16 protein-coding genes, 2 tRNA genes and 1 riboswitch are annotated in these 21,332 nt (G+C 74.5%); of the genes, 9 read left to right on the top strand and 9 right to left on the bottom strand.

Translation table 11 applies throughout. From position 1 onward, the window contains the following. The first annotated feature begins 43 nt into the window (after positions 1–43). Positions 44–847, top strand: a complete 804-nt coding sequence (locus ACFQ9Z_RS36545) for a TetR/AcrR family transcriptional regulator (protein ID WP_383030330.1) — start codon at positions 44–46, stop codon at positions 845–847. 324 nt (positions 848–1,171) lie between these two features. Next, the gene (locus ACFQ9Z_RS36540; protein ID WP_383030328.1) at positions 1,172–3,091 is read left to right on the top strand and encodes a sigma-70 family RNA polymerase sigma factor; all 1,920 of its coding nucleotides are present in this window, start codon (positions 1,172–1,174) and stop codon (positions 3,089–3,091) included. A gap of 371 nt (positions 3,092–3,462) precedes the next feature. Here ACFQ9Z_RS36540 and ACFQ9Z_RS36535 read toward each other — a convergent pair whose 3' ends face one another. Continuing rightward, positions 3,463–5,541 (bottom strand): asparagine synthase-related protein, encoded by a 2,079-nt coding sequence (locus ACFQ9Z_RS36535; protein ID WP_383030325.1) that lies wholly within the window; start codon positions 5,539–5,541, stop codon positions 3,463–3,465. A 743-nt stretch (positions 5,542–6,284) separates the two neighbouring features. Here ACFQ9Z_RS36535 and ACFQ9Z_RS36530 point away from each other — a divergent pair. The 4 genes from ACFQ9Z_RS36530 (at position 6,285) to ACFQ9Z_RS36515 (ending at position 11,416) form a co-directional block, all read left to right on the top strand. Beyond that, positions 6,285–7,709 carry an MFS transporter gene (locus ACFQ9Z_RS36530; RefSeq protein WP_383030322.1) on the top strand — a complete coding sequence of 475 codons (1,425 nt, stop codon included), beginning with the start codon at positions 6,285–6,287 and terminating at the stop codon, positions 7,707–7,709. A gap of 61 nt (positions 7,710–7,770) precedes the next feature. After that, positions 7,771–8,988 carry an L-2-hydroxyglutarate oxidase gene (gene lhgO / locus ACFQ9Z_RS36525; RefSeq protein WP_383030338.1) on the top strand — a complete coding sequence of 406 codons (1,218 nt, stop codon included), beginning with the start codon at positions 7,771–7,773 and terminating at the stop codon, positions 8,986–8,988. Positions 8,989–9,053: 65 nt separating this feature from the next. Further along, on the top strand, positions 9,054–9,905 hold the full coding sequence (trmB, locus tag ACFQ9Z_RS36520) for a tRNA (guanosine(46)-N7)-methyltransferase TrmB (protein WP_383030320.1): 852 nt from the start codon (positions 9,054–9,056) through the stop codon (positions 9,903–9,905). A gap of 44 nt (positions 9,906–9,949) precedes the next feature. Then, entirely contained in the window at positions 9,950–11,416 is a 1,467-nt protein-coding gene (locus tag ACFQ9Z_RS36515) for a PrsW family glutamic-type intramembrane protease (RefSeq protein WP_383030316.1), read from the top strand. Between the two features lie 28 nt (positions 11,417–11,444). Here the strand turns inward: ACFQ9Z_RS36515 and ACFQ9Z_RS36510 are convergent, their stop codons facing one another. The 5 genes from ACFQ9Z_RS36510 to ACFQ9Z_RS36490 form a co-directional block, all read right to left on the bottom strand. Beyond that, positions 11,445–12,392: an aldo/keto reductase gene (locus ACFQ9Z_RS36510; RefSeq protein ID WP_383030314.1), complete on the bottom strand. Its 948-nt coding sequence runs from the start codon at positions 12,390–12,392 to the stop codon at positions 11,445–11,447. Positions 12,393–12,547: 155 nt separating this feature from the next. Beyond that, positions 12,548–13,594, bottom strand: a complete 1,047-nt coding sequence (locus tag ACFQ9Z_RS36505; RefSeq protein WP_383030312.1) for a M23 family metallopeptidase — start codon at positions 13,592–13,594, stop codon at positions 12,548–12,550. A gap of 9 nt (positions 13,595–13,603) precedes the next feature. Further along, positions 13,604–13,770, bottom strand: a riboswitch (cyclic di-AMP (ydaO/yuaA leader). Positions 13,771–14,005: 235 nt separating this feature from the next. Beyond that, positions 14,006–15,178, bottom strand: a complete 1,173-nt coding sequence (locus ACFQ9Z_RS36500) for a PP2C family protein-serine/threonine phosphatase (protein WP_383030308.1) — start codon at positions 15,176–15,178, stop codon at positions 14,006–14,008. Between the two features lie 215 nt (positions 15,179–15,393). Continuing rightward, positions 15,394–15,467 (bottom strand) — tRNA-Met (locus ACFQ9Z_RS36495). Positions 15,468–15,532: 65 nt separating this feature from the next. Further along, positions 15,533–16,666: a dihydrofolate reductase family protein gene (locus ACFQ9Z_RS36490; RefSeq protein ID WP_383030305.1), complete on the bottom strand. Its 1,134-nt coding sequence runs from the start codon at positions 16,664–16,666 to the stop codon at positions 15,533–15,535. 69 nt (positions 16,667–16,735) lie between these two features. On the opposite strand from ACFQ9Z_RS36490, the gene ACFQ9Z_RS36485 reads away from it, so the two are divergent. Further along, positions 16,736–17,275 carry a MarR family winged helix-turn-helix transcriptional regulator gene (locus tag ACFQ9Z_RS36485; protein ID WP_383030302.1) on the top strand — a complete coding sequence of 180 codons (540 nt, stop codon included), beginning with the start codon at positions 16,736–16,738 and terminating at the stop codon, positions 17,273–17,275. A gap of 137 nt (positions 17,276–17,412) precedes the next feature. Next, positions 17,413–18,057 (top strand): GTP cyclohydrolase II, encoded by a 645-nt coding sequence (gene ribA, locus ACFQ9Z_RS36480; protein WP_383030299.1) that lies wholly within the window; start codon positions 17,413–17,415, stop codon positions 18,055–18,057. A 54-nt stretch (positions 18,058–18,111) separates the two neighbouring features. Here the strand turns inward: ribA and ACFQ9Z_RS36475 are convergent, their stop codons facing one another. After that, positions 18,112–18,891 (bottom strand): SDR family NAD(P)-dependent oxidoreductase, encoded by a 780-nt coding sequence (locus ACFQ9Z_RS36475; RefSeq protein WP_383030296.1) that lies wholly within the window; start codon positions 18,889–18,891, stop codon positions 18,112–18,114. A 279-nt stretch (positions 18,892–19,170) separates the two neighbouring features. Between ACFQ9Z_RS36475 and ACFQ9Z_RS36470 the strand changes: the two genes are divergently transcribed. Then, a complete protein-coding gene (locus tag ACFQ9Z_RS36470) occupies positions 19,171–19,320 on the top strand; it encodes a hypothetical protein (RefSeq protein WP_383030293.1) in 150 nt (49 codons plus the stop codon). 235 nt (positions 19,321–19,555) lie between these two features. Here ACFQ9Z_RS36470 and ACFQ9Z_RS36465 read toward each other — a convergent pair. After that, a tRNA-Lys gene (locus ACFQ9Z_RS36465) sits at positions 19,556–19,628 on the bottom strand. 89 nt (positions 19,629–19,717) lie between these two features. Then, positions 19,718–21,244 carry an amino acid permease gene (locus ACFQ9Z_RS36460; RefSeq protein WP_383030291.1) on the bottom strand — a complete coding sequence of 509 codons (1,527 nt, stop codon included), beginning with the start codon at positions 21,242–21,244 and terminating at the stop codon, positions 19,718–19,720. Between the last annotated feature and the right edge of the window lie 88 nt (positions 21,245–21,332).

The following is a 21,332-nucleotide window of genomic DNA, read 5'->3' as shown; positions in this document are numbered from 1 at the left end:
GGGGAGAGTCTCCGGGGGGAGACGTCATTTACCGGGGGAACACATGCATGTTCAGGACACTCATTGGTCGTCGGCAGCCGCACTCGCATCGGGCGGCACGCCGGTGAGCGCGGCGGGGGGCAACGGGCGCGCGGACTCGGCGCGCACGACGCCGCTGCGGGTGGACGCACAGCGCAACCTGGAGCACGTGCTGCGAGCGGCGCGTGAGGTGTTCGGCGAGCTGGGCTACGGCGCGCCGATGGAGGACGTGGCACGGCGGGCGCGGGTCGGGGTCGGCACGGTGTACCGGCGCTTCCCGAGCAAGGACGTGCTGGTCCGGCGGATAGCCGAGGAGGAGACCGCGCGGCTGACCGAGCAGGCGCGGACCGCTCTCGGGCAGGAGGACGAGCCGTGGTCGGCGCTGTCCCGCTTCCTGCGGACGTCCGTGGCGTCGGGTGCGGGGCGGCTGCTGCCGCCGCAGGTGCTGCGGGTCGGCTCCGCCGGCACCGGCGACTCGGACGGCCCGGTCGGGCTGGTCGTCGCGCCGGGTTCGGGCGGCTCGGGCGATGAGCTCCGGGTGCCGCAGCAGCGGGTGCAGCCGGGGACCGGCGAGTTGCGGCTGGTGCCGGAGGGCGCGTCCGCGGCCGTGGCGGACGACGCCGGGGTCGGCGCCCTGCTGGAGGTCGTCGGGCAGCTGGTGGAGCGGGCCCGGGAGGCGGGCGAGCTCCGGACGGACGTGTCCGTGGCGGACGTGCTGCTCGTGATCGCCACGGCGGCTCCGTCGCTGCCGGACGCGGCGCAGCAGGCCGCTGCTTCGGCGCGGCTGCTGGACATCCTGCTGGAGGGGCTCCGGTCCCGGCCGGTGTAGCGGTGGCCGTCCGGCCCCCGGCTTCGGCTTCGGCTTCGGCTTCGGCTTCGGCTTCGGCTTCGGCTTCGGCTTCGGCTTCGGCTTCGGCTTCGGCTTCGGCTTCGGCTTCGGCTTCGGCGGGATCTTGTTCCGGACCCGCGCCACCCGTGCGCCATCGCGGCCGGGTGGTGCGGGTGGCCCGCGTGGCGTGCGTGGCGTCGTGCCAACTGGGAGCCCGGTGACCGAATTTCTCGTTCGGGTGACGCCCGGTACTGCCGGGAAGGGTGCTGTGGCACCCTGAGCCGGTGACGGGTTGGGCTTTGCCGGTTTCGGGGGCTTTGCGCGATGGGCGCTGACGGGTGGGACGAGTCGCGTGGTGACGGCGAATCCGAGGCCGGCGGGCTGACCTCGCCCCAGGTGCCGAAGCAGGGCGGCCCGGCCGAAGCGGGCGCCGAAGCGGGCGTGCCCGCCCAGCGGGACGGCAGGGTCCCCGCACACCGCCGGACGCCGCCCGCGGACGGCGAGTTGATCCACCGGATGCGCGCGGGGGACGACTCCGCCTACGAGGAGCTGTACCGGCGGCACGCGGACGCCGTGCGGCGCTACGCCCGTACCTGCTGCCGCGACGCGCACACCGCGGACGACCTCACCGCCGAGGTCTTCGCCGGCATGCTGCAGGCGGTACGGGGCGGCGCGGGGCCCGAGTACGCCGTGCGCGCCTATCTGCTCACGTCGGTACGGCGCGTGGCCGCGCACTGGGCCAGGTCCGCCCGGCGCGAGCAACTCGTCGACGACTTCGCCGTCTTCGCCCAGCAGGCGGCACGGCCCGCCCAGGGCGCCGGCGACGAGGCGGTGGACGTGGGCGCGGACGTCCGTGCGCTGCACGACGCCGAGCAGTCCATGGCGCTGCGGGCCTTCCGCTCGCTGCCCGAGCGCTGGCAGGCGGTGCTGTGGCACACCGAGGTGGAGGACGAGTCGCCCGGTGAGGTGGCCGTCCTGTTCGGACTGGACGCCAACGGCACCCGGGTGCTGGCGAACCGGGCCCGGGAGGGACTGCGGCAGGCCTATCTGCAGGCCCATGTGAGCGCGGCGCTGACCGGTGACGAGGAGTGCGCCCGTTACGCCGACCAACTCGGCACCTACGCCCGCCGCAAGCTGCGGCTGCGTGCCGAACGGGGACTGCGCAAGCACCTGGAGGAGTGCGCCAGGTGCCGGCTGGCGGCCGCGCAGATCGAGGAGGTCGCGGGCGGCATCCCCGCCGTGGTGCCGGTCGCGGTCATCGGCTGGTTCGGGGCCGCCGGGTACGGGAAGGCCCTCGCGGTCATCGCCGGTGGCGCCGGGGCGGGTGCGGCGGGTGCCGCAGCGGCCGGGGGGTCCTCCGCGGCCGGCGGGGCCTCCGCGGGATCGGGTGCGGGCGGGGGCGCGGCCGCCGCCGAGGGGCTCGGCGCGCCGGTGAAGGCCGGGATCGCGGCCGGTGTGGTCGCGGTGGCCGCGGCCGCGGTGGCGCTGGCCCTGGTGAACGACGGCCGTCCGGCCCTGGAGGTGGCCGGGCCGGCGCCGTCCGCTCCCGTCCTGCGGACACCGCCGCCGTCGGTCTCGTCACCCGCGCCCGTTTCGCCGCCCGCTCCGTCGCCGACCGGGAAGAAGCCGCCCGCCGCCCAGCCGGTGGCGCCGGTCTTCAGGACGGGCTCGGCGCCGGCGCCGGTCTCCTCGCCTCCCGCTTCCGCGCCCGCGCCGGGGCCGACGGGTGCTCCGCGGCCCACGTCGGAGCCGAGTCCTGAGCCGTCCCCGACGGCCGCCCCGACCACGGCTCCCCCTCCAGCCCCGGCTCCCGTGGTCTACGAGTGGAGCCGCCTGCGTTACGACGCCGACGGGGACGGGACCGTGCCGGAGATGCGGCTGTGGCGGAGCAGTTGGGTGTGGCAGCGGTACGGGATGTCGGTCGGCGGGAAGCGGTACGCGCGTGGCGTGTCCGTGCACGGGAGCTCATCCGTCGTCGTCGACCTCAATCGCCCGTGCACCGCCTATGACGCCCTCGTCGGCGTCGACGACATGGCCCTCGGGCTCGGCAGGGCCGTCTTCGCCGTGTACGCCGACGGGGTCTTGGTGTGGCGGTCCGGGGTGGTCGCGGGGCGGGACGCGGCGGTGCCGGTGCATGTCGATCTCACCGGGCGCGGCACGGTACGGCTGGAGGTGTCGGCGCGGGGCGCGGGGCTTGACCGGGTGGCGCTGGCCGACTGGGCCGAGGCGCGGTTCAGTTGCTGAGGGCGTCTGGCGGGGTCGGGACGCCGGACCGGTGCTGTCCGCTCTGAGCGCTGCTCGGGACTTCGCCGCTGGTGTTCGCCCGGCGTCCTGAGCGACGGTGGGCCGGGGGCGGATCGCGTACCCGCGCCGAAGAGGTACCGCCGCACCCGCCCGTGCCGCCCTCGCCGGCGCGCATGCCCGCAGCCGTGCGGGCCCGGTCCCCGCAGCCGCCACGCCCGGATACCCGCGGCCGCGCCCCCGCCCGAGCCACCACCGGAAGGCCTCCGACCCCCGCGACACGCCCGCAGGCCACGCGGGCCCACGCGCCCGCGGCCACGGTGCGGGTGCCGCGCCGCGGGTGCCCCGCCGCGGCGCAGGTGCCCGGGTGCCGGTCAGGCGCCGGAGGCGAGGGCGTTGCGGCGGGGCTGGATTCCGGAGGGGACCGCCCGGGCGCGGGCCGGGGTGCCGGTCCAGCAGGTGCCCCGGCGGGCCAGGAGGCGGCGGAGCCAGAGTTCGAGGGAGGTCAGGTCGGCCAGGCCGTCGAGGGGCAGGGGCTCGCCCGTCGCGGCGGCGCGGACGGCCTTGCGCACCACCCGGGCCTCCACCAGGCCCGCGTCCGCCAGCAGGGGCGTGGCGAAGAGGTCCATGAGGTCGTCGGCGGCGAGGCGCAGGCCCGCGCGGGTGGCCGCCGCCGAGGAGCCGTGGGGCGGGGCGCCCCAGCCGGGCGGGAGGTCGGTGACGCCGGCGCCTTCGAGGACCCGGCGCAGGACGGCGGAGCGGGCGCCGGGCTGGACGCGCAGGGCCTCGGGGAGGGCGCGGCAGGCACGGACGACCTGGTTGTCGAGGAAGGGCGCGTGCAGTCGCTGGGAGCGGACCTCGGCGGCCTGTTCCAGGACGCGGAGGTCGGCGGCGTGGCGGGCGAGGGCGGCACGCGCGCGGTAGTCGCCGGGGCGCTGGGCGGAGCCGAGGGCGGAGCGGTCCGCCTCCCCCTGCAGCAGAACCGATACTTCAGCCAGTGCCTCCCCGGTCAGCCAGCGGGCCGCCGGCCCGGGTCTGGCCCAGGCGAGACCGGCGAGGGAGGCGCCGACCGCGCCCTTCGGCTCGTCGAAGCGGTGGCGCATCAGCCGCTCGGCGAGCAGTTCGAGGCCCGTCCGGTACGGAGTGCGGGCCAGCCGCCGGGCGGCGCCGTACACGCGCGCGGGGACCATCACCGAGCCGTCGGCCCGGGCGAGCGCCGCGACGGGCCGGACCAGGTGGCGGCGCTTGCGGTCCATGAGGAGGTCGGCGAGGCGGGCGGGGTGGGCGTCCAGCACCTGGCGGGCGCCGTGACCGGTGAAGTGGTCGGCGCTGCCCGCGGCGAGGCGGGCGCGGTGGCGGGCGGCCGTCACCAGGGACGGGCCGGGCTCGTCGGTGAGGGGACCGTCGAGGTCGGCGTACGGCAGGGTCCGCTCGTCGCCGGTGACCACGACGTGGTGCAGGCGCGGGTTGGCCGCGAGGGTGCCGGCGCGTTCGACCTCGGACTCGCGGCCGCCGACGGCCAGGTCGTTGAAGGTGACGGCGAGCAGCCGCTCCCCGGCGCCGGTGCCGTGGCCGAGCAGTGTGCCGGGCCTGCCGGGCAGTCCGGCGGCCAGCAGGGCCAGCGTGCCGGAGGCCGGTCCGCCGGACAGGTCGGCGCCGATGCCGGGCACGGGCATCCCGCGCGCGGCCCGCCGCTCGGCCGGTCCCATGCCGGGCACCGGTCCGGGGTCGAGGCCGGGTACGTGCCGGGGCGCCGACAGCCGCGCGCGAACCGCCTCGACGAGGGCGTCGCGTACGGCGTCCACCGCGCGGTCCGGGTCGGCGGGGGGCGCGGCGACCGCGAGGGAGGCGACCGGCTCGTAGCCGGTGATCTCGCGCGCTCCGGCGCGCAGTACCAGGGCGTGCCCCGGCGGTACGCGGCGTACGCCTTCGTACGGGGTGGTGTCGCGCAACGCGGCCGGCACGTCGGGGGCGGCGAGCAGGGCGGCCAGGTGACCGAAGTCGAGGTTGGCCTCGACGAGGTCGGCGAGCGGCAGCGCTGCCGTGGCGTAGGCCGTGCCGCCGTCCCAGGGGGTGTGGAAGACGGGGCGGGCGCCGGCGAGGTCGCCGCAGACGGTGATGCGGCGGCCCACCTGGACGACGGCCGTGTAGCTTCCGGGCCAGGCGGTCAGATGGCGCAGTGCGCCCCCGCGCGCGGTGAACAGGCCGCGCCGCAGCTCCTCGTCGGTGGCGCCGCAGGTGCCGAGGACGGCGATGCGGTTCTGCCCGTCGGCGTGGACCACGCGCACCTCGTCGGGGCGCCAGTCGCCGACGGCCCACAGCGGGTCGGGGTCGCCCCACAGGAGCTGGGAGCCGACCGGGTGCAGCGTCTCGCCGTCGTGTCCGGTGGCGCCCGCTGAGCCGATTCCGGCGACGGCAGCGGCGGTGCTGCTCCAACCCACCAACCACCGCATCGACGCCTCCACACAGCGTGGACAACCACTGCACCGTACGAACCGGGTCCCCATGCTGCCATGAAGAACGCGCCACGGAGGCGCGGCGACGCCGCCTTCGATCGAGGGAAACCGGGCGACGGGTCCGCGAGGGGCGGCAGAGTACCGGCTGCGGGCCGACGGGTGAACTCCCGGGCGACCGGCGGCCGGTGGAGACGGGCACGACGGGTGCGACGCGAATGCGCCCCTCTATGCGCCCCGAGAACGCCTTTCGCGCCCTCAACTGCCGTGGTGGGAGCGGTAATCGCTCATCCTGGGCAGGGCCTGTTTTCAGCCAAATCGGGGACAGCCGCGGAGGTTTGAGCACGCTCCGTACAGGCCTGCGCAACGCCCGCCGACGCGGGCACGCGCACAGTCCGGGAGGCGGTCATCGCCTCCCGGACCGGTCCGCCACCCGCGGGGATGAAGGCGGCGGTGTCCCCCAGCCCACTGGATCCAGTACAGCGGGCCGACCCACGCGACAACCATGGAACCGCTTGCCGGATGGCCGGAGAAGAGCGCACGGACGGGCGCACGGCCACACGTGCGGGGGCACGTCGCGACGCCCCGTGCACGGTGCGTACAGGGCCGTACTCCCGTACGGACCACAATCCCGCCATCCGGAACAATGCCCCTTAACGCTTGGGATGCGGCGAACTACGCTGGGTTTACGAATGCCGCACGGTTATGCCAGCGCGGCAGCCGTCTGTGTCGAGGGGTGGCGCATGTCCAGGGAGCAACGCGGGCCGAACGAAAAGCTCGGCACCGTTCTCGCCCTCGCGGGAATCAGCAACGCGGGACTCGCGCGGCGCGTCAACGACCTCGGCGCCCAGCGCGGGTTGACGCTTCGCTACGACAAGACCTCGGTGGCGCGCTGGGTGTCGAAGGGGATGGTGCCGCAGGGCGCGGCGCCGCACCTCATCGCGGCCGCCATCGGACAGAAGCTCGGCCGCCCGGTGCCGCTGCACGAGATAGGCCTGGCGGACGCGGACCCCGCACCCGAAGTGGGCCTCGCCTTCCCACGGGACGTGGGGCAGGCGGTGAGGTCCGCCACCGAGCTGTACCGGCTCGACCTCGCCGGGCGCCGGGCCGGCGCCGGCGGCATCTGGCAGTCCCTCGCGGGATCGTTCGCGGTGAGCGCGTACGCGACGCCCGCGTCACGATGGCTGATAACCCCCGCCGACAGCTCGGTCGCACGGGAGGCGAACACCGCCGAGAGCTCCGGAGCACCGATAAAAGTCGGCCACAGCGATGTGCAGAAACTGCGGGAGGCCGCCGAGGACGCCAGGCGCTGGGACTCCAAGTACGGAGGCGGCGACTGGCGTTCGTCCATGGTGCCGGAGTGCCTGCGGGTGGAGGCGGCGCCCCTGCTGCTCGGCTCCTACTCCGACGAGGTGGGCCGCGCGCTGTTCGGGGCCTCCGCCGAACTGACCAGACTGGCCGGCTGGATGGCCTTCGACACCGGGCAGCAGGAGGCGGCGCAGCGGTACTACATCCAGGCGCTGCGGCTCGCCCGGGCGGCGGCGGACGTCCCGCTCGGGGGTTACGTACTGGCCTCCATGTCGCTGCAGGCGACGTACCGGGGCTTCGGCGACGAGGGCGTCGACCTGGCGCAGGCGGCGCTCGAGCGCAACCGGGGGCTGGCGACCGCCCGCACCATGAGCTTCTTCCGGCTGGTCGAGGCGCGGGCCCACGCGCGCGCGGGGGACGCGCCGGCCGCGGGGGCGGCCCTGAAGGCGGCGGAGAGCTGGCTCGAACGATCCAGGGACGGTGACAACGACCCTTCGTGGCTTGGTTTCTATGGTTATGACCGGTTCGCCGCGGACGCGGCGGAGTGCTACCGCGATCTGAAGGCGCCGCGCCAGGTGCGGCGGTTCACCGAACAGGCGCTGTCGAAGCCGACGGAGGAGTTCGTGCGGTCGCACGGGCTGCGCCTGGTGGTCTCGGCCGTCGCCGAGCTGGAGTCGGGCAACCTGGACGCCGCCTGCGAGCAGGGGGTGCGGGCCGTGGAGGTGGCGGGGCGGATCTCGTCCGCGCGGACCACCGAGTACGTCAAGGACCTGCTGCACCGGCTGGAGCCGTACGGCGACGAGCCACGGGTGGTGGAGCTGCGGGAGCGGGCGCGGCCCCTGCTGGTCGCCCCTGCGTAGAACCGTCCGGTCCGGGTTTGAAGGCGTTGTCAGTGGCGCAGTGCACTATCGGAGCCGGGAGGTGGTGCGGGTGCGTGAGGGTGCGTACGACTGCGACGTGCTGGTGATCGGAGGCGGGATCGTCGGCCTGTCGACGGCCTACGCGATCACGCGGGCGGCGCCGGGTACGCGGGTGACCGTGCTGGAGAAGGAGCCGGGCCCGGCCCGGCACCAGACGGGGCGCAACAGCGGCGTCATCCACAGCGGCGTCTACTACCGCCCGGGCTCGCTCAAGGCGCGGTTCGCCGTGCGCGGCGCGGCCGAGATGGTGAAGTTCTGCGCCGAGTACGGCATCGCGCACGCCGTCACCGGGAAGCTGATCGTGGCCACCGAGCGGGACGAGCTGCCCCGGCTGCACGCACTCGTCCAGCGCGGCCGGGAGAACGGGATCCCGGTGCGCGAGCTGGGCGCCGCGCAGATCGGCGAGTACGAGCCGGAGGTGCGCGGGCTGGCCGCGATCCACGTCGGCACGACCGGGGTGTGCGACTTCGTGGGCGTGGCCCGGCAGCTCGCGCGGGCCTCGGGCGCGGAGATCCGGTACGGCGCGCGGGTGGTCCGGGTGGACCGGCGCCCGGAGCGGGGCGTGGCCGTGCTGACCGCGTCCGGGGACGTCGTGCGGGGCCGGGTGCTGGTCAACTGCGCCGGGCTTTACTGCGACGAGGTGGCCCGGCTCACCGGGGACGAGCCCGGGGTGCGGATCGTGCCGTTCCGGGGCGAGTACTACGAGCTGGCGCGCCCGGAGCTGGTGCGCGGCCTGGTGTACCCGGTGCCCGATCCGGCGTTCCCGTTCCTCGGCGTGCATCTGACCCGGGGGATCGACGGAGGCGTGCACATCGGGCCGAACGCGGTCCCGGCCCTGGCCCGGGAGGGGTACGGCTGGGGTGTCGTACGGCCCGGGGAGCTGGCCGGGACGGTGGCGTGGCCCGGCTCGTGGGTGATCGCCCGGCGGCACTGGCGGTACGGGGCCGGGGAGCTGCGCCGGTCGGTGTCGAAGAGGGCGTTTCTGACGGCGGTGCGCAGACTGCTGCCGGCCGCCGAGGAGGCCGATCTGGTGCGCGCCCCCGCCGGGGTGCGGGCGCAGGCGGTGCTGCGGGACGGAACGCTGGTGGACGACTTCCTGATCCGGGAGGGGAGCCGTGCGGTGCACGTGCTCAACGCCCCGTCCCCCGCGGCGACCGCTTCGCTGCCGATCGGCAGGGAGGTCGGGCGCCGGGCGCTGGACATGCTCGGTGCGCTGTGACGTCGCTCGCGGGCCCCGGGCGCCGTCCCGGGAAATCCCGCCGCCGCCGTAAAATCGGTGTCACTGTGTCTGACTCCCTGAACCTCCCCGAAGCCCCCCGGCCCGTGGCCGCCGCCGCGCCGCGGCCCTCGCACGTCCCCGGTGTGTCCGTGCGGCACAGCCGGGCCAAGGGGGAGCCGCGGTTCCCCGACGGGCCCAGGGCCGACCCGGCCGGGTCGCACTTCGAGCGGCGGATCCGCAGCTTCCAGCCGCGGCGGAGCCGGGTCACGGCGGGGCAGGCCGACGCCCTGCAGCGGCTGTGGCCCAAGTGGGGGCTGGACATCGACGGGCAGCGCGTCATCGACCTCGGCGAGCTGTTCGGCGACGGCGGTCCCGTCGTGCTGGAGATCGGGTTCGGGATGGGCGAGGCCACCGCGCTGATGGCGGCCGGCGACCCCGGCACCAACATCCTCGCGGTGGACGTGCACACCCCGGGTCAGGGCAACCTGCTCAACCTCGCCGACCAGCGGGGGCTGTCCAACGTCCGGGTGGCCAACGGCGACGCCATCATCCTGCTCCGGGAGATGCTCGCGCCCGACTCGCTGGACGGGCTGCGGGTGTACTTCCCCGACCCCTGGCCGAAGAAGCGGCACCACAAGCGGCGGCTGATCCAGCCCGAGTTCCTGACGCTGGCCGCGAGCCGGCTGAAGCCCGGCGCGGTCGTGCACTGCGCGACCGACTGGGAGCCGTACGCCGAGCAGATGCTCGAGGTGCTCACCGCGCACCCGGACTTCGAGAACACCCGGGCCGACGGCGGCTTCGCGCCGCGTCCCCCGTTCCGGCCGCTGACCCGTTTCGAGGGACAGGGGCTGGACAAGGGGCACGTGGTGAACGATCTGCTCTTCCGCCGCGTACCGCACCGGGACCGCCAGGCCTGAACCAGCCGACAGCCCCTCCCCCGGTCACCGTTAGGGTCGATGCCGTGGCCATCAGTCCTCCGTACCCGAGCTACTCACCCGGCCCCGGAAGCGGAACGCACCCGCACTGGTGGCAGCGCCGGTGGGTGCGCTACGGGGCGCTGATCACGCTGCTGGCACTGTCCGGCCTGGTCATCCTGGCGCTGGTGCGCCGGCAGACCGGCACCCAGGGCTTCCTGGTCGGGCTCGGGCTCGCCGTCCTGCCCGTGCCCTGGCTCCTGGCCGCCTTCCGCTGGCTGGACCGGGTCGAACCCGGTCCCCGGCGGAACCTGGTCTTCGCGTTCGCCTGGGGCGCGTGCGCGGCGGCGCTGATAGCCATCGTGGCCAACAGTTTCGCGACGAAGTGGATAGCCACCTCGACCGCCGACCCGGCCGGCGCCGACACCCTGGGCGCCACCGTGATAGCGCCCGTCGTGGAGGAGTCCGCGAAGGCCGCCGCCGTGCTGCTGGTCTTCCTGTTCCGCAGACGGGACTTCACCGGGATCGTCGACGGCGTGGTGATAGCCGGGGTCACCGCCACCGGCTTCGCGTTCACCGAGAACATCCTCTACCTGGGCACGGCCTTCGGGACCGACCAGCTCACCGGGGGCCGTGGCATCGCCTCCGTCACCGCCGCCACCTTCTTCGTGCGCGTGGTGATGTCCCCGTTCGCGCATCCCCTGTTCACCGTGCTCACCGGCATCGGCTTCGGCGTCGCGGCGCTCTCCGCCGAACGGCAGCCCGCCCGGCGCCTGCTGGTCCCGCTCGGCGGACTGCTGCTGGCGATGGGCATGCACGCCCTGTGGAACGGCTCGGCGACCTTCGGCCAGTTCGGCTTCCTCGCCGTCTACGCCGCCTTCATGGTGCCCGCGTTCGGGCTGCTGACCTGGCTGGCGGTCTGGACCCGGCAGCGGGAGCTGCGCACCGTGCGGGAGGAGCTGCCGGCGTACGTGCGGGCCGGGTGGCTGGGGCCGGCCGAGCCGTTCGTCCTCGGGTCGATGCGGGCGCGGCGCGCCGCCCGGGACCACGCCCGCCGCCACCTCGGCGGGCGGCCCGCCGCGCGGGCCGTCGCGCAGTACGAGGCGTACGCCACCTCGCTGGCCTTCCTGCGGCACCGGGGGCGCCGGGGGCGGGCCGGCGCGGGCGCCGTGGCCCGGGAGCGGGAGCTGCTCGCCGAGCTGTGGCGGCGCCGTGAGGTGGCCCGGCCGGCGCTGGAGCACGCGGCCACGACCGTGGCACCGGTGCCGAGGGTGACCGCGCACTGGGCGCGGTACGGATACCCGGCGGCGCCTTCCGGCCGCCCGGCGGCCTACGGGCACCCCGCGGCGTACGGATACCCGGCGGCGTACGGGCAGCCGAACCCGGCGGTGCCGTACGGGCGGCCGGCGCCGTACGGATATCCGGCGGCGCCCCAGGGAGACCGGGCGGTGCCGTACGGCGATGCGTACGGGCCGCCGGACCCGTACCCCCGGCACAACCCGTACCGGTCCTAGGGCGCCTCCCGCCGCCCCCGGCCGTGGATCAGGCGGAGGCCTGGGTCAGCCGGTCCAGCTCCTGCTGAGAGAGCCGCAGCTCCGCCACGCCCAGCAGCGCCGGGAGCTGTTCCACCGTGCGGGCCGAGGCGATGGGAGCCGTGACCGTCGGCTGGGCGGCCAGCCAGGCGAGGGCGACCGTGGCGACCGGGACGTCGTGGGCGGCGGCGACCTCGTCCAGGGCCGTGAGCACCCGCTGACCGCGCTCGGACTCCAGGTGCTTGGCGGCCGAGCCGGCGCGGGCGCTGTCGACCGTCGTGCCGGGGCGGTACTTGCCGGTCAGGAAGCCGGAGGCGAGCGAGAAGTACGGGACCGCCGCGAGGCCCTCACGGGCGGCGAGGTCCTGCAGCGGCCCCTCGTAGGTGTCGCGGGAGACCAGGTTGTAGTGGGGCTGGAGGGCGACGTACCGGGCCAGGCCCTCCCGGTCGGAGAAGTCGAGGGAGGCCCGCAGCCGCTCCGGGCTGATGTTGGAGGCGGCGATCTGGCGGACCTTGCCCGCCTTCACCAGCTCGTCCAGGGCGCCGACGATCTCCTCCACCGGCACCTCGGGCTTGTCGAAGTGCGTGTAGTAGAGGTCGATGTAGTCGGTGTCCAGGCGCCGCAGGGAGGCGTCGGCGGCGGCCCTGATGTTGGCCGCGCTCAGCCCCTGGTACTCCGGGTGCTGGCTGACCTTGGTCGCGATGACGACGTCGGAGCGGTTGCCGCGGGCCTTGACCCACTTGCCGATGATGGTCTCCGACTCACCGCCCTTGTTGCCCTCGATCCACGCCGAGTAGGAGTCGGCGGTGTCGACGAAGTTGCCGCCGGCCGCCGTGTAGGCGTCGAGGACGTCGAAGGAGGTCTTCTCGTCGGCGGTCCAGCCGAAGACGTTGCCGCCGAGGGCGAGCGGGAAGACCTCGAGGTCGGAGGAGCCGAGTTTGCGCAGTTGGACAGTCATGCCTTGTTACAACGATCAATCCGGTACCGCTCATTCCGGAACCGCGCGACGGATGCCGGAACGCGACCGGCGGCCCTGACGCCGGGGGGATGGAGTCAGGGCCGCCGGGGAGGCGGTTCGGGGTGCCGGACGGGGTCAGGAGGCTCGGGCCGGGCTCAGGGGTTGAGGCCCTTGTCGCGAAGCCACGCCATCGGGTCGATGCCGGTGGCGGCGCCGCCGGGGTGGACCTCGAGGTGCAGGTGCGGGCCGGTGACGTTGCCGGTGGCGCCGACGCGGCCGATGACGTCGCCGGTGCTGACCTTCTGGCCGACGGAGACGCTGATCGAGGACTGGTGGCAGAACCAGAGCTCGGTGCCGTCGTCGAGGGTGAGGATGGTGCGGTAGCCGTAGGAACCGGCCCAGCCCGCCTCGGTGACGGTGCCGCTGTGGATGGCCTTGATCAGGGTGCCGGTGGGCGCGGCGAAGTCGAGGCCGGTGTGGTACCCGGAGGACCACATCGAGCCGGCCTGGCCGAAGGTCGAGGTGATCGTGTACGACGAGGTCGGCAGCGTGTACTGCTTGGCCAGCGCGGCCAGCCGCTCCTCCTCGGCCTTCTTCTCGGCCGCGGCCTCCGCCTCCTTCTTGGCCTCGGCGGCCTTGGCGGCGGCTTCCTTCTGCGCCTTGGCGGCCGCCTCGGCGGCCTGCTTCTCGGCGGCGGCCGCGGCGACGGCAGCGGCCCTGGAGTCGGCCCTGCTCTGCTGCTGCTCGGCCTGGGCCATGATCCGGTTGCGCAGGGTCTCGCCCGCGTCGGAGGCTTCCTGCTGGTCGCCGGCGGCGGTGGTGGTGGTGGTGCCGACCGTGCTCAGCGAGGCCTCGGTGGCCTTGGGCACATCGGAGGGGCCGTCGTCGAAGAGGGAGCCGACGGAGGGCAGGTCCGGCATCGAGATGGACACCGGCGGCTTGCCGGTCTGGGCGCTGGCCATGCCGCCCGCGCCGACGGCCGCGATGACGCCGACGCCGAGGACGGTGGAGCTGCGGGCGAGTCCGCCGCCGCGCTGCTTGGCGACGCGGTGCCGGCCGCGTACGGGGCGGATGGACTCCTCGGTGGGGTTCCACTCCTCCCAGGGGCCCTCTTCGGCGCGGTAACCGCCGTAGCCGAACGTTTCGGTGTCACGCTGGCCGGGCACGAACGGGGCCTCGGGGGCAGGCCGGTTGGACGCCACGCGGGCGTTCTCCTTTCCCTCCTCCGCCTACCGGGTTAGCTGACGGGTTCGGAGCAGGAAGGTCTCCTACGCGCGTATACGTACCGGGAACCGGATCGGTTCACGGTGGCATCCGCGTGATTCACCCCAAGGTGGTGGTTCCCCGGTTCCCTCGCGGGATTCGGCGCGTGCGCACGGAGCCGCCTCTTGTGACGGCTGGGACGACCGCGCTGCGTTATCGAACGTTAATAGACCCACCTGTGAGATTCCAAGCCGTTCGGCTTGATCATTAACGCGCTTCATGGTGGACGTAGGCGGCACGACCGGTGGAAAACGGGCGAGTTGACCGTCGTCCATGAGTCACGTCGTTTTTGATGGTGACTCAGACGCTAAGCGGAGGGCTGTCGTCCGATCACTTTCGGTCACATTCCGTCAGGGGCGTCTGACGGCCAGCAGCGCCATGTCGTCCGCCATGCCGCCCCCGGAGTGCCGCCCGACCTCCGCGGCGAGCCGGGCGAGCAGTGTGCGCGGGTCGGGGAAGCGGCGCCCGGCGAGCCGGCGCACCGGGTCGTAGAACCGGCCGTGGGCGTCACGGGCCTCGGACAGGCCGTCGGTGTGGAGCAGCAGGGTGGCGCCGCCCGGGAAGCGGTACCGGGCCGCGTGGTCGGGCCACCGGCCCAGGTCGCCCATGCCGAGCGGCAGCGCGGGTTCGTCCGCGGCCAGGACGCGCAGGGTACCGTCGGCGTGCAGCAGCAGGGGCGGTGGATGGCCGCGGTTGACGATGCGCACCACCCCCTCCCCCGGCGGCAGTTCGGCGAGGACCGCGGTGGTGAAGCCCTCGGCGGCCTCGACTCCGTCGCGCCGGGCGCCCTCGCGGGCCAGGGCGCGCTCCAGCCGCCCGGCCACCCCCTCCAGAGTGGCCTCCTGCTCGGCGGCCTCCCGGAACGCGCCGAGCACCACGGCGACGGCGGCGACCGCCCCGATGCCCTTGCCCCGCACGTCCCCGACGACCAGCCGCACGCCGTACGGGCCGTCCTGCACCGCGTACAGGTCGCCGCCGATGAACGCCCCCTCCTGCGCCGCCTCGTAGCGGGCCGCGATGTCGAAGCCGGCGATGCGGGCGGCGGGCTCGGGCAGCACGGCCCGCTGGGCGGCCTCGGCGATCTCCCGGACGGAGGCGAGCCGCCGGTCGCCGAGGCGTACGACACGGTTGATGACGGCGGCCAGCAGGGCGACCGTCGCCACGGTGACCATCTGGGTGACGGTGTCGACGCCCAGACCCGGACCGAAGCGGGCGTGCATCACGCAGGTGGCGGCCAGCGCGGCCAGCCCGGTGAGGAGCGTGGTGCGCAGCGAGGCCAGGGGCGCGGCGACCAGCGGGGCGGCCGTGAAGAAGGGCACGGCGGTGAAGGCGCGCGGGGTGAGCAGGTCGTACAGCAGGCCGCCGGCTATGAGCAGGGGGGAGAGGGCACGCGGCAGGGTGCGCGGGCCGGCGCGGCGGGCCCGCTCGGACGGGCGGGGCGTACGGCCGGTGCCGGGGTCCGGGTGCGGAGCGGGGTCGCCGGGGGACCGGCTCCCCGCCCTGGCGCACGGATTCTCCTCCACCTCACCAGGGCGCACTGCTGGTCTCCCGTGTCCTCGACGTACGACCAGCGTGGCGGGGCCAGGGGAGGCGGGCGACTGCTGTGGCCCGAGCGGATGACCTGCTGTGACGTACGCCACTCGACTCGTGAGGCGGCCTTTCCGGCCCCGGCCGGGAGCACGGCGGAAAACACCCAGGGCCGGGATCCATGAACTGGATCCCGGCCCTGGGCCTTCAGTAGCGGGGACAGGATTTGAACCTGCGACCTCTGGGTTATGAGCCCAGCGAGCTACCGAGCTGCTCCACCCCGCGTCGTTGTGTCTCAAGCATACGCCATGTTCGGGGTGGTCCGCGCACACGTTTCCGCGCGGCGCCGCTCAGGGCAGCAGATGGGCGTTCGGCGCCTTGGCCTGACCCTCGTACTCGGGCAGCAGGACGACGTCCACGCCGGCGGCCGCCAGCACCCCGGTGCCGTCGGCGCCCGGCACGAAGGTGTCCGGCTCGCGCCAGGCCGTGACCACCCGGCGCACGCCCGCGCGCAGGATCAGTTCGGCGCAGGGCGCGGGCCGGGAGGCGCGGCGGGAGCAGGGCTCCAGGCTGCTGTAGACGGTGGCGCCGGGCAGCCGCGGGTCGGCGGGATCGAGCTTCGCCAGGGCCGCCTCCTCGGCGTGCACCACCGGGTCGCCGCCCTCGCGCGAGTGGCCGCGGGCCAGCTCGGTGCCGTCGGCGGCCACCACCACAGCGCCGACGCTGAACGCCGTGCGGGACGGCGGGCACAGGGCGGCCAGCTCGCAGGCGGCGGCCAGCCAGTGCCGGTCGGCGGCGGCGGGCAAGGGGCCGGCGCCGGGGGCGGTGGGTTCGTAGCGCATGAGGACGACGTCCTCGATCCGGCGGGACTCGGTGAGCCGGAGCCGGCCGCCCTGGTACGCCCCCGGGCCGAACAGGCGCGGGGCGGCCGGGTCGCCGACGAACAGCGGGGCGAGGACGAGCTGGAGTTCGTCGGCGAGGCCCTGCTGGAGGAGCTGGGTGTGGACGGTCCCGCCACCCTCGACCATCAGGCGCCGCACCCCGCGCACGTCGTGCAGGTGTTCCAGCAGGGTCCGCCAGTCGAGCGCGGGGCCGAGGGGGACCACGTCGGCGGTCCGGCCGAGGGCGCGGGCGGCCCGTACGGCGCCCCGGTCCGTGGTGTACACGAGCTTCTCCCCGCCGGTGTGCCAGAAGGCGGCGGCGGGGTCGAGATCCCCGGAGGCGGTGACCGCGATCTTCAGCGGGTACTCGGGCCGGCCCGCGGCCACCCGGGCGGCGCGGCGCTCGGGCGAGTTGACCAGGAGCCGGGGGTTGTCGGCGCGAAGGGTGCCGGCGCCGATCAGGATGGCGTCGGCCGAGGCCCGCACCTCGTCGACCCGGTCGAAGTCGGCCGGGCTGGAGAGCAGCAGCCGGTCGGGGCCGGTGTCGTCCAGGCAGCCGTCGAGGGAGACGGCGGCGGACAGCAGGACGTACGGGTACGGCATCGGCGCGCTCCCTCGCGAAGACCCCGGCGGAGCCTTGGTTCAAGTTTGAAACAAACCTACACTGGCGGCATGACGACCCGCTGGCTCACTCCCGAGGAGCAGCGCGCCTGGCGCGCCTACATCGCCGCCTCCCGGCTGCTGGAGGACGCCATCGACCGGCAGCTCCAGCAGGAGGCCGGCATGCCCCACCTGTTCTACTCGGTGCTGGCCAACCTCTCCGAGGCCCCCGACCGGCGACTGCGCATGACCGACCTGGCCGAGACGCTGAAGATCACCCGCAGCCGGCTGACCTACGCGGTGACCAGGCTGGAGCGGGACGGGCTGGTGCGCCGGGAGAACTGCCGCTGGGACCGGCGCAGCAGCCTCGCGGTGCTGACCCCGGAGGGGACGACCGTGCTGGAGCGTACGGCACCCGGACACGTCGAGACGGTCCGCGCCACCCTGTTCGACCGGCTGACACCCGAGCAGGTGGGGCAGCTCGAGGAGATCTGCGCCGGGGTCGCCAGGGTGCTGGAGGGCGAGGAGACGGGGGCCGCGGCGGAGGACGTGCCGTGGCGGCGGCGGTCGTCGCCCTGCTCCGGCCGGCCGCCGGAGCCGCCCCGCCCCTGAGCACGGTCCGGCCCCGGGGGCCCTGTGAGACCGTGCGAAATGCATTGCTTGAACTTTTAAGCATGAGGTAGTGTCCCGGACCGAGCTACTGATTCAAATCTGAAGCAGATGCCAAGGGACGGAACCCGGAGGCCCGCATGTCCGACACCCCCGCCGCCACCCCGCGCGCCCGCGTCCGGGTGCCGCTGCACTTCCACGACGGCTACCGCGCCGACGCCGAACTGGTCACCTTCCACGGACTTGCCGACGGCCGGGAGCACGTCGCCCTCGTGCTCGGCGAGCCCGGGGCGGTTCCACTGGTGCGGCTGCACTCCGAGTGCCTGACCGGGGACGTCTTCGGCTCGGCCCGCTGCGACTGCGGGCCGCAGCTGCGCGAGGCGGTCGAGCGCATCGCCGAGCGCGGGGGCGTACTGCTCTACCTCCGTCAGGAGGGACGCGGCATCGGCCTCTACAACAAGCTCGACGCCTACGCCCTCCAGGACCAGGGCCTCGACACCTACGAGGCGAACGCCGCGCTGGGTCTCCCGGAGGACGCCCGTGACTACACGGCCGCCGCGCAGATGCTGGGCGCGCTCGGCGTCAGGGAGCTGGACCTGCTCTCCAACAACCCCGACAAGGCGGAGCAGTTGCGCTCCCTCGGCGTCCTGGTCCGGGACCGGGTGCCGACCGGTGTCTTCACCACGGCCCACAACGTCCGCTACCTGCGCGCGAAGGTCCTGCAGACGCAGCACACGCTGCCGCTGGGCGAGTTGGACGTCCTGCCGGAACTGAGCGCCGGCTGAGCGGGGCCGGGCGGCGCCGGGCTCCGGGGCCCGGCGGGATCCCGGCGCGAGACGCTAGTGCACGGAGAGGCCGCCGTCGACGAAGACCGACTGGCCGGTGACGTAGGCGGAGGCACGGCTCGCCAGGAACACCGCCGCGCCCGCGAAGTCCTCGGCCAGGCCGTTGCGGCCCGTCATCGTGCGCGCGGCGAGCGCCGCCACCCGCTCCGGGTCGGACGACAGACGCGCGTTCAGCGGCGTCATGACGAACCCCGGCACGAGCGTGTTGCAGGTGACGCCGTACGGCGACCACGCCTCCGCCTGCGACCGGGCCAGCGACTCCAGCGCACCCTTGGAGACGCCGTAGGCGCCGCTCCGCACGAACGCGCGGTGCGCCTGCTGGGAGGTGACGTGGATGATCCGCCCGAAGCCGCGCTCGGCCATGCCGGGCCCGAAACGCTGTCCCAGCAGGTAGGGCGCCTCCAGGTTCACCGCCATGGTGGCGTCCCAGACGTCCTCGCCCAGCTCGCCCATCGGGGGCCGCAGATTGATCCCGGCGCTGTTGACGAGGATGTCGGGCTCCCCGAACACCCCGGCCGCCTCCTCGGCCGCCGCGCGCACCCCGTCGCGGGTGCCCAGATCGGCGCCCACCCAGGCCGCCCGGCAGCCGTGTGCCGTCAACTCGTCCACCGTGGCCGCCAGTCGCGCCTCACCGCGCGCCACGACCACCGTGCTCGCCCCGGCCCGCGCCAGGGCCGCCGCGACGGCCCGCCCGATGCCGGAACTGCCCCCGGTCACCACCGCGACCAGGCCGTCCAGCGAGAACAGCTCCGACAGATACTCCCGCGAACCCATCCCCGCACCCTAGGCCCCACACCGAAGTCCCCGGAACCGCCCCACCCGTCGGGCGACACCGGGACATCCCCGCCGGCGTGACCGGCAGACGCGTGGCGGACGCGGGGCACGCCGCCCTGCCGGCCGCCTTCGACTCCGGGCCGCCGGGTACCGGCCGCAGCGCGCGGTCCGGCTGCCGGCGGCCTTCGCGGCGGGCACCGCCGTCTTCGCCGCCGTCCCACCCGCCCCGTCCGGCGACGACACACCCCCGGGGTTCCAGCCGGCCATCTCACCCTCGACGTGCTGATCCCCGTCGTCGCCTTCGGCCGGCAGACCGCGTACGCCCCGCACGGCGCCCTGCGCTGGGCCGTCGTCGCCCTGGTCACCGCCGGGTGGCTGCTCGCCACGACGGTGGCGACGGGGCTGAACCGGGTGCTGCGGCGGAACTGAGCGGGTGGGGCCGCGGGCGCTCGTGGGCCGGTGGGCGGGGCCGCCCCGTCCCACGGCGGCTCGGTACGCCTCCCGCCCTGCCGGTGACGTCCGGGGCGCCGGCCGCGGCGGGCACACCGCTGCTGACGGCGCGCCGCTCGCACAGACCCCGGGAACGGCGCAGCGCCCGACTCGGCCGAAGCCGGATCAGGCGCTGCGTAGCAGGCCGGAGGGGGTGAACCCTCCCCCGCGGCGGTAGGCCCTGTGGGACTCGAACCCACAACCAATGGATTAAAAGTCCACTGCTCTGCCAATTGAGCTAAGGGCCCGGGCGATGTTGCCTGTCCGAGCATAGCCGGACGCGGCCGGGTCTCCGATCGGGTATCGGCGACCGGCCGCGTCGGCGTGGGCGACGTGGCTAGTTCTCGACCGGTTCGGCCGGTTCGGGGGCGTGGACGCGGGCCGGGCGCAGGAACCAGTGGCGGGCCGAGGCCAGCCACCAGGTGGCGGCGAAGCCAAGGACCACGAGGACGGCGACCGGCGCGTAGTTGAAGGTCTCCCAGGTGACCGGGGAGACCTGCGGGAGCATGAAGAGCACCGTGATGACGGCCACCCAGGTGACGGAGACCAGGCCTATGGGGACCGACCAGCGGCCCAGGTGCCACGGGCCCCGCTCGAAGGCGTCGCCCTTGCGGACGCGGAGGAAGGTCGGGACGACGTAGGCGATGTAGAGGCCGATCACCGCGATCGAGGTGACGGCGGCGTAGGCGGTGGAGTTAATGAGGTAGGGCAGGCCCAGGGCCAGGGCGCCGAACGCGGCCAGCCAGACCGCCGCCACGGGGGTGCGGGTGCGGGGGCTGACGGTGTGCCAGACGCGGGAGAAGGGCAGCGCCCCGTCACGGGAGAAGGCGTAGATCATGCGGCTGTTGGCCGTCACCGAGGCCATCCCGCAGAAGAGCTGGGCGCCGATCACCACCAGGAGCAGGAGTTTGCCCGCCGTGGCGCCCAGCGCGTCCAGGAGGATCTGGGCGGGTGGCGCGCCGGTCGGGGACGCCAGCTCCTTGTCGTAGGACTGGATGGCGAAGGTGAAGCCGAGGAGCAGGACGAAGCCGGCGATCCAGGAGGTCCAGATGGAGCGCACGATGCCCTTCGGGCCCGCCGTGGAGGCGTCGTGGGTCTCCTCCGTCATGTGGGCGGAGGCGTCGTAGCCCGTGAAGGTGTACTGGGCCATGAGCAGGCCGAGCAGGACGACGTAGAAGCCGCTGCCCCAGCCCGTCTCGTTGACGAACTTCGTGAACACGAAGGACGCCGGCTGGTGGTGGTCGGGGACGAGGGCCAGCGCGCCGACGATCACCGCCACGCCCAGGACGTGCCACCACACGCTGACGCCGTTCAGGAAGGCGACGATCCGGACGCCGAAGGTGTTCAGCAGGCCGTGCAGGAGCAGGATCGCCGCGAAGAGCAGGACGGTGCGGCCCGGGGTCACCTCGAAGCCGAACTGGAGGTTCAGCCAGGCGCCGAGGAACGACGCCGCGCCGAAGTCGATGCCGGCGGTCACCGCCACCTGGCCCAGCACGTTGAACCAGCCGGTGAACCAGGCCCAGGCCGCCGCCGAGCGGGGCGGCGCCAGACGGTGGGCCCAGAAGTACAGGCCCGCCGACGTCGGGTACGCCGAACAGATCTCGGCCATCGACAGACCGACGAACAGAGTCATCAGGCCGACCGCCACCCAGCCCCAGGTGATCACCGCCGGTCCGCCGGTCACCATGCCGAAGAGGTACAGGGTCAGGCAGCCGGACAGGACCGAGATGATCGTGAAGGACACGGCGTAGTTCGAGAACGCCGACATACGGCGGGCGAGGACCTGGGTGTAGCCGAGCTGGGCGAGCCGTTCCTCGTCCGACGGCCCGCCCGTGCCACTCGTCGCTATCGCGTCATCTGTCATGCCCCCAGCGATTCCCTTCCCCATGCCGTGACATGCGTCACAGGGGCGCCGTCCTGGCTGCTGGGGGCGCGGGGGCGGCCCGTGGCGT

The organism is Streptomyces sp. NPDC056580 (genome assembly GCF_042793175.1).
Lineage (GTDB): Bacteria > Actinomycetota > Actinomycetes > Streptomycetales > Streptomycetaceae > Streptomyces.
This window is presented reverse-complemented; position numbering and strand designations above follow the sequence as displayed.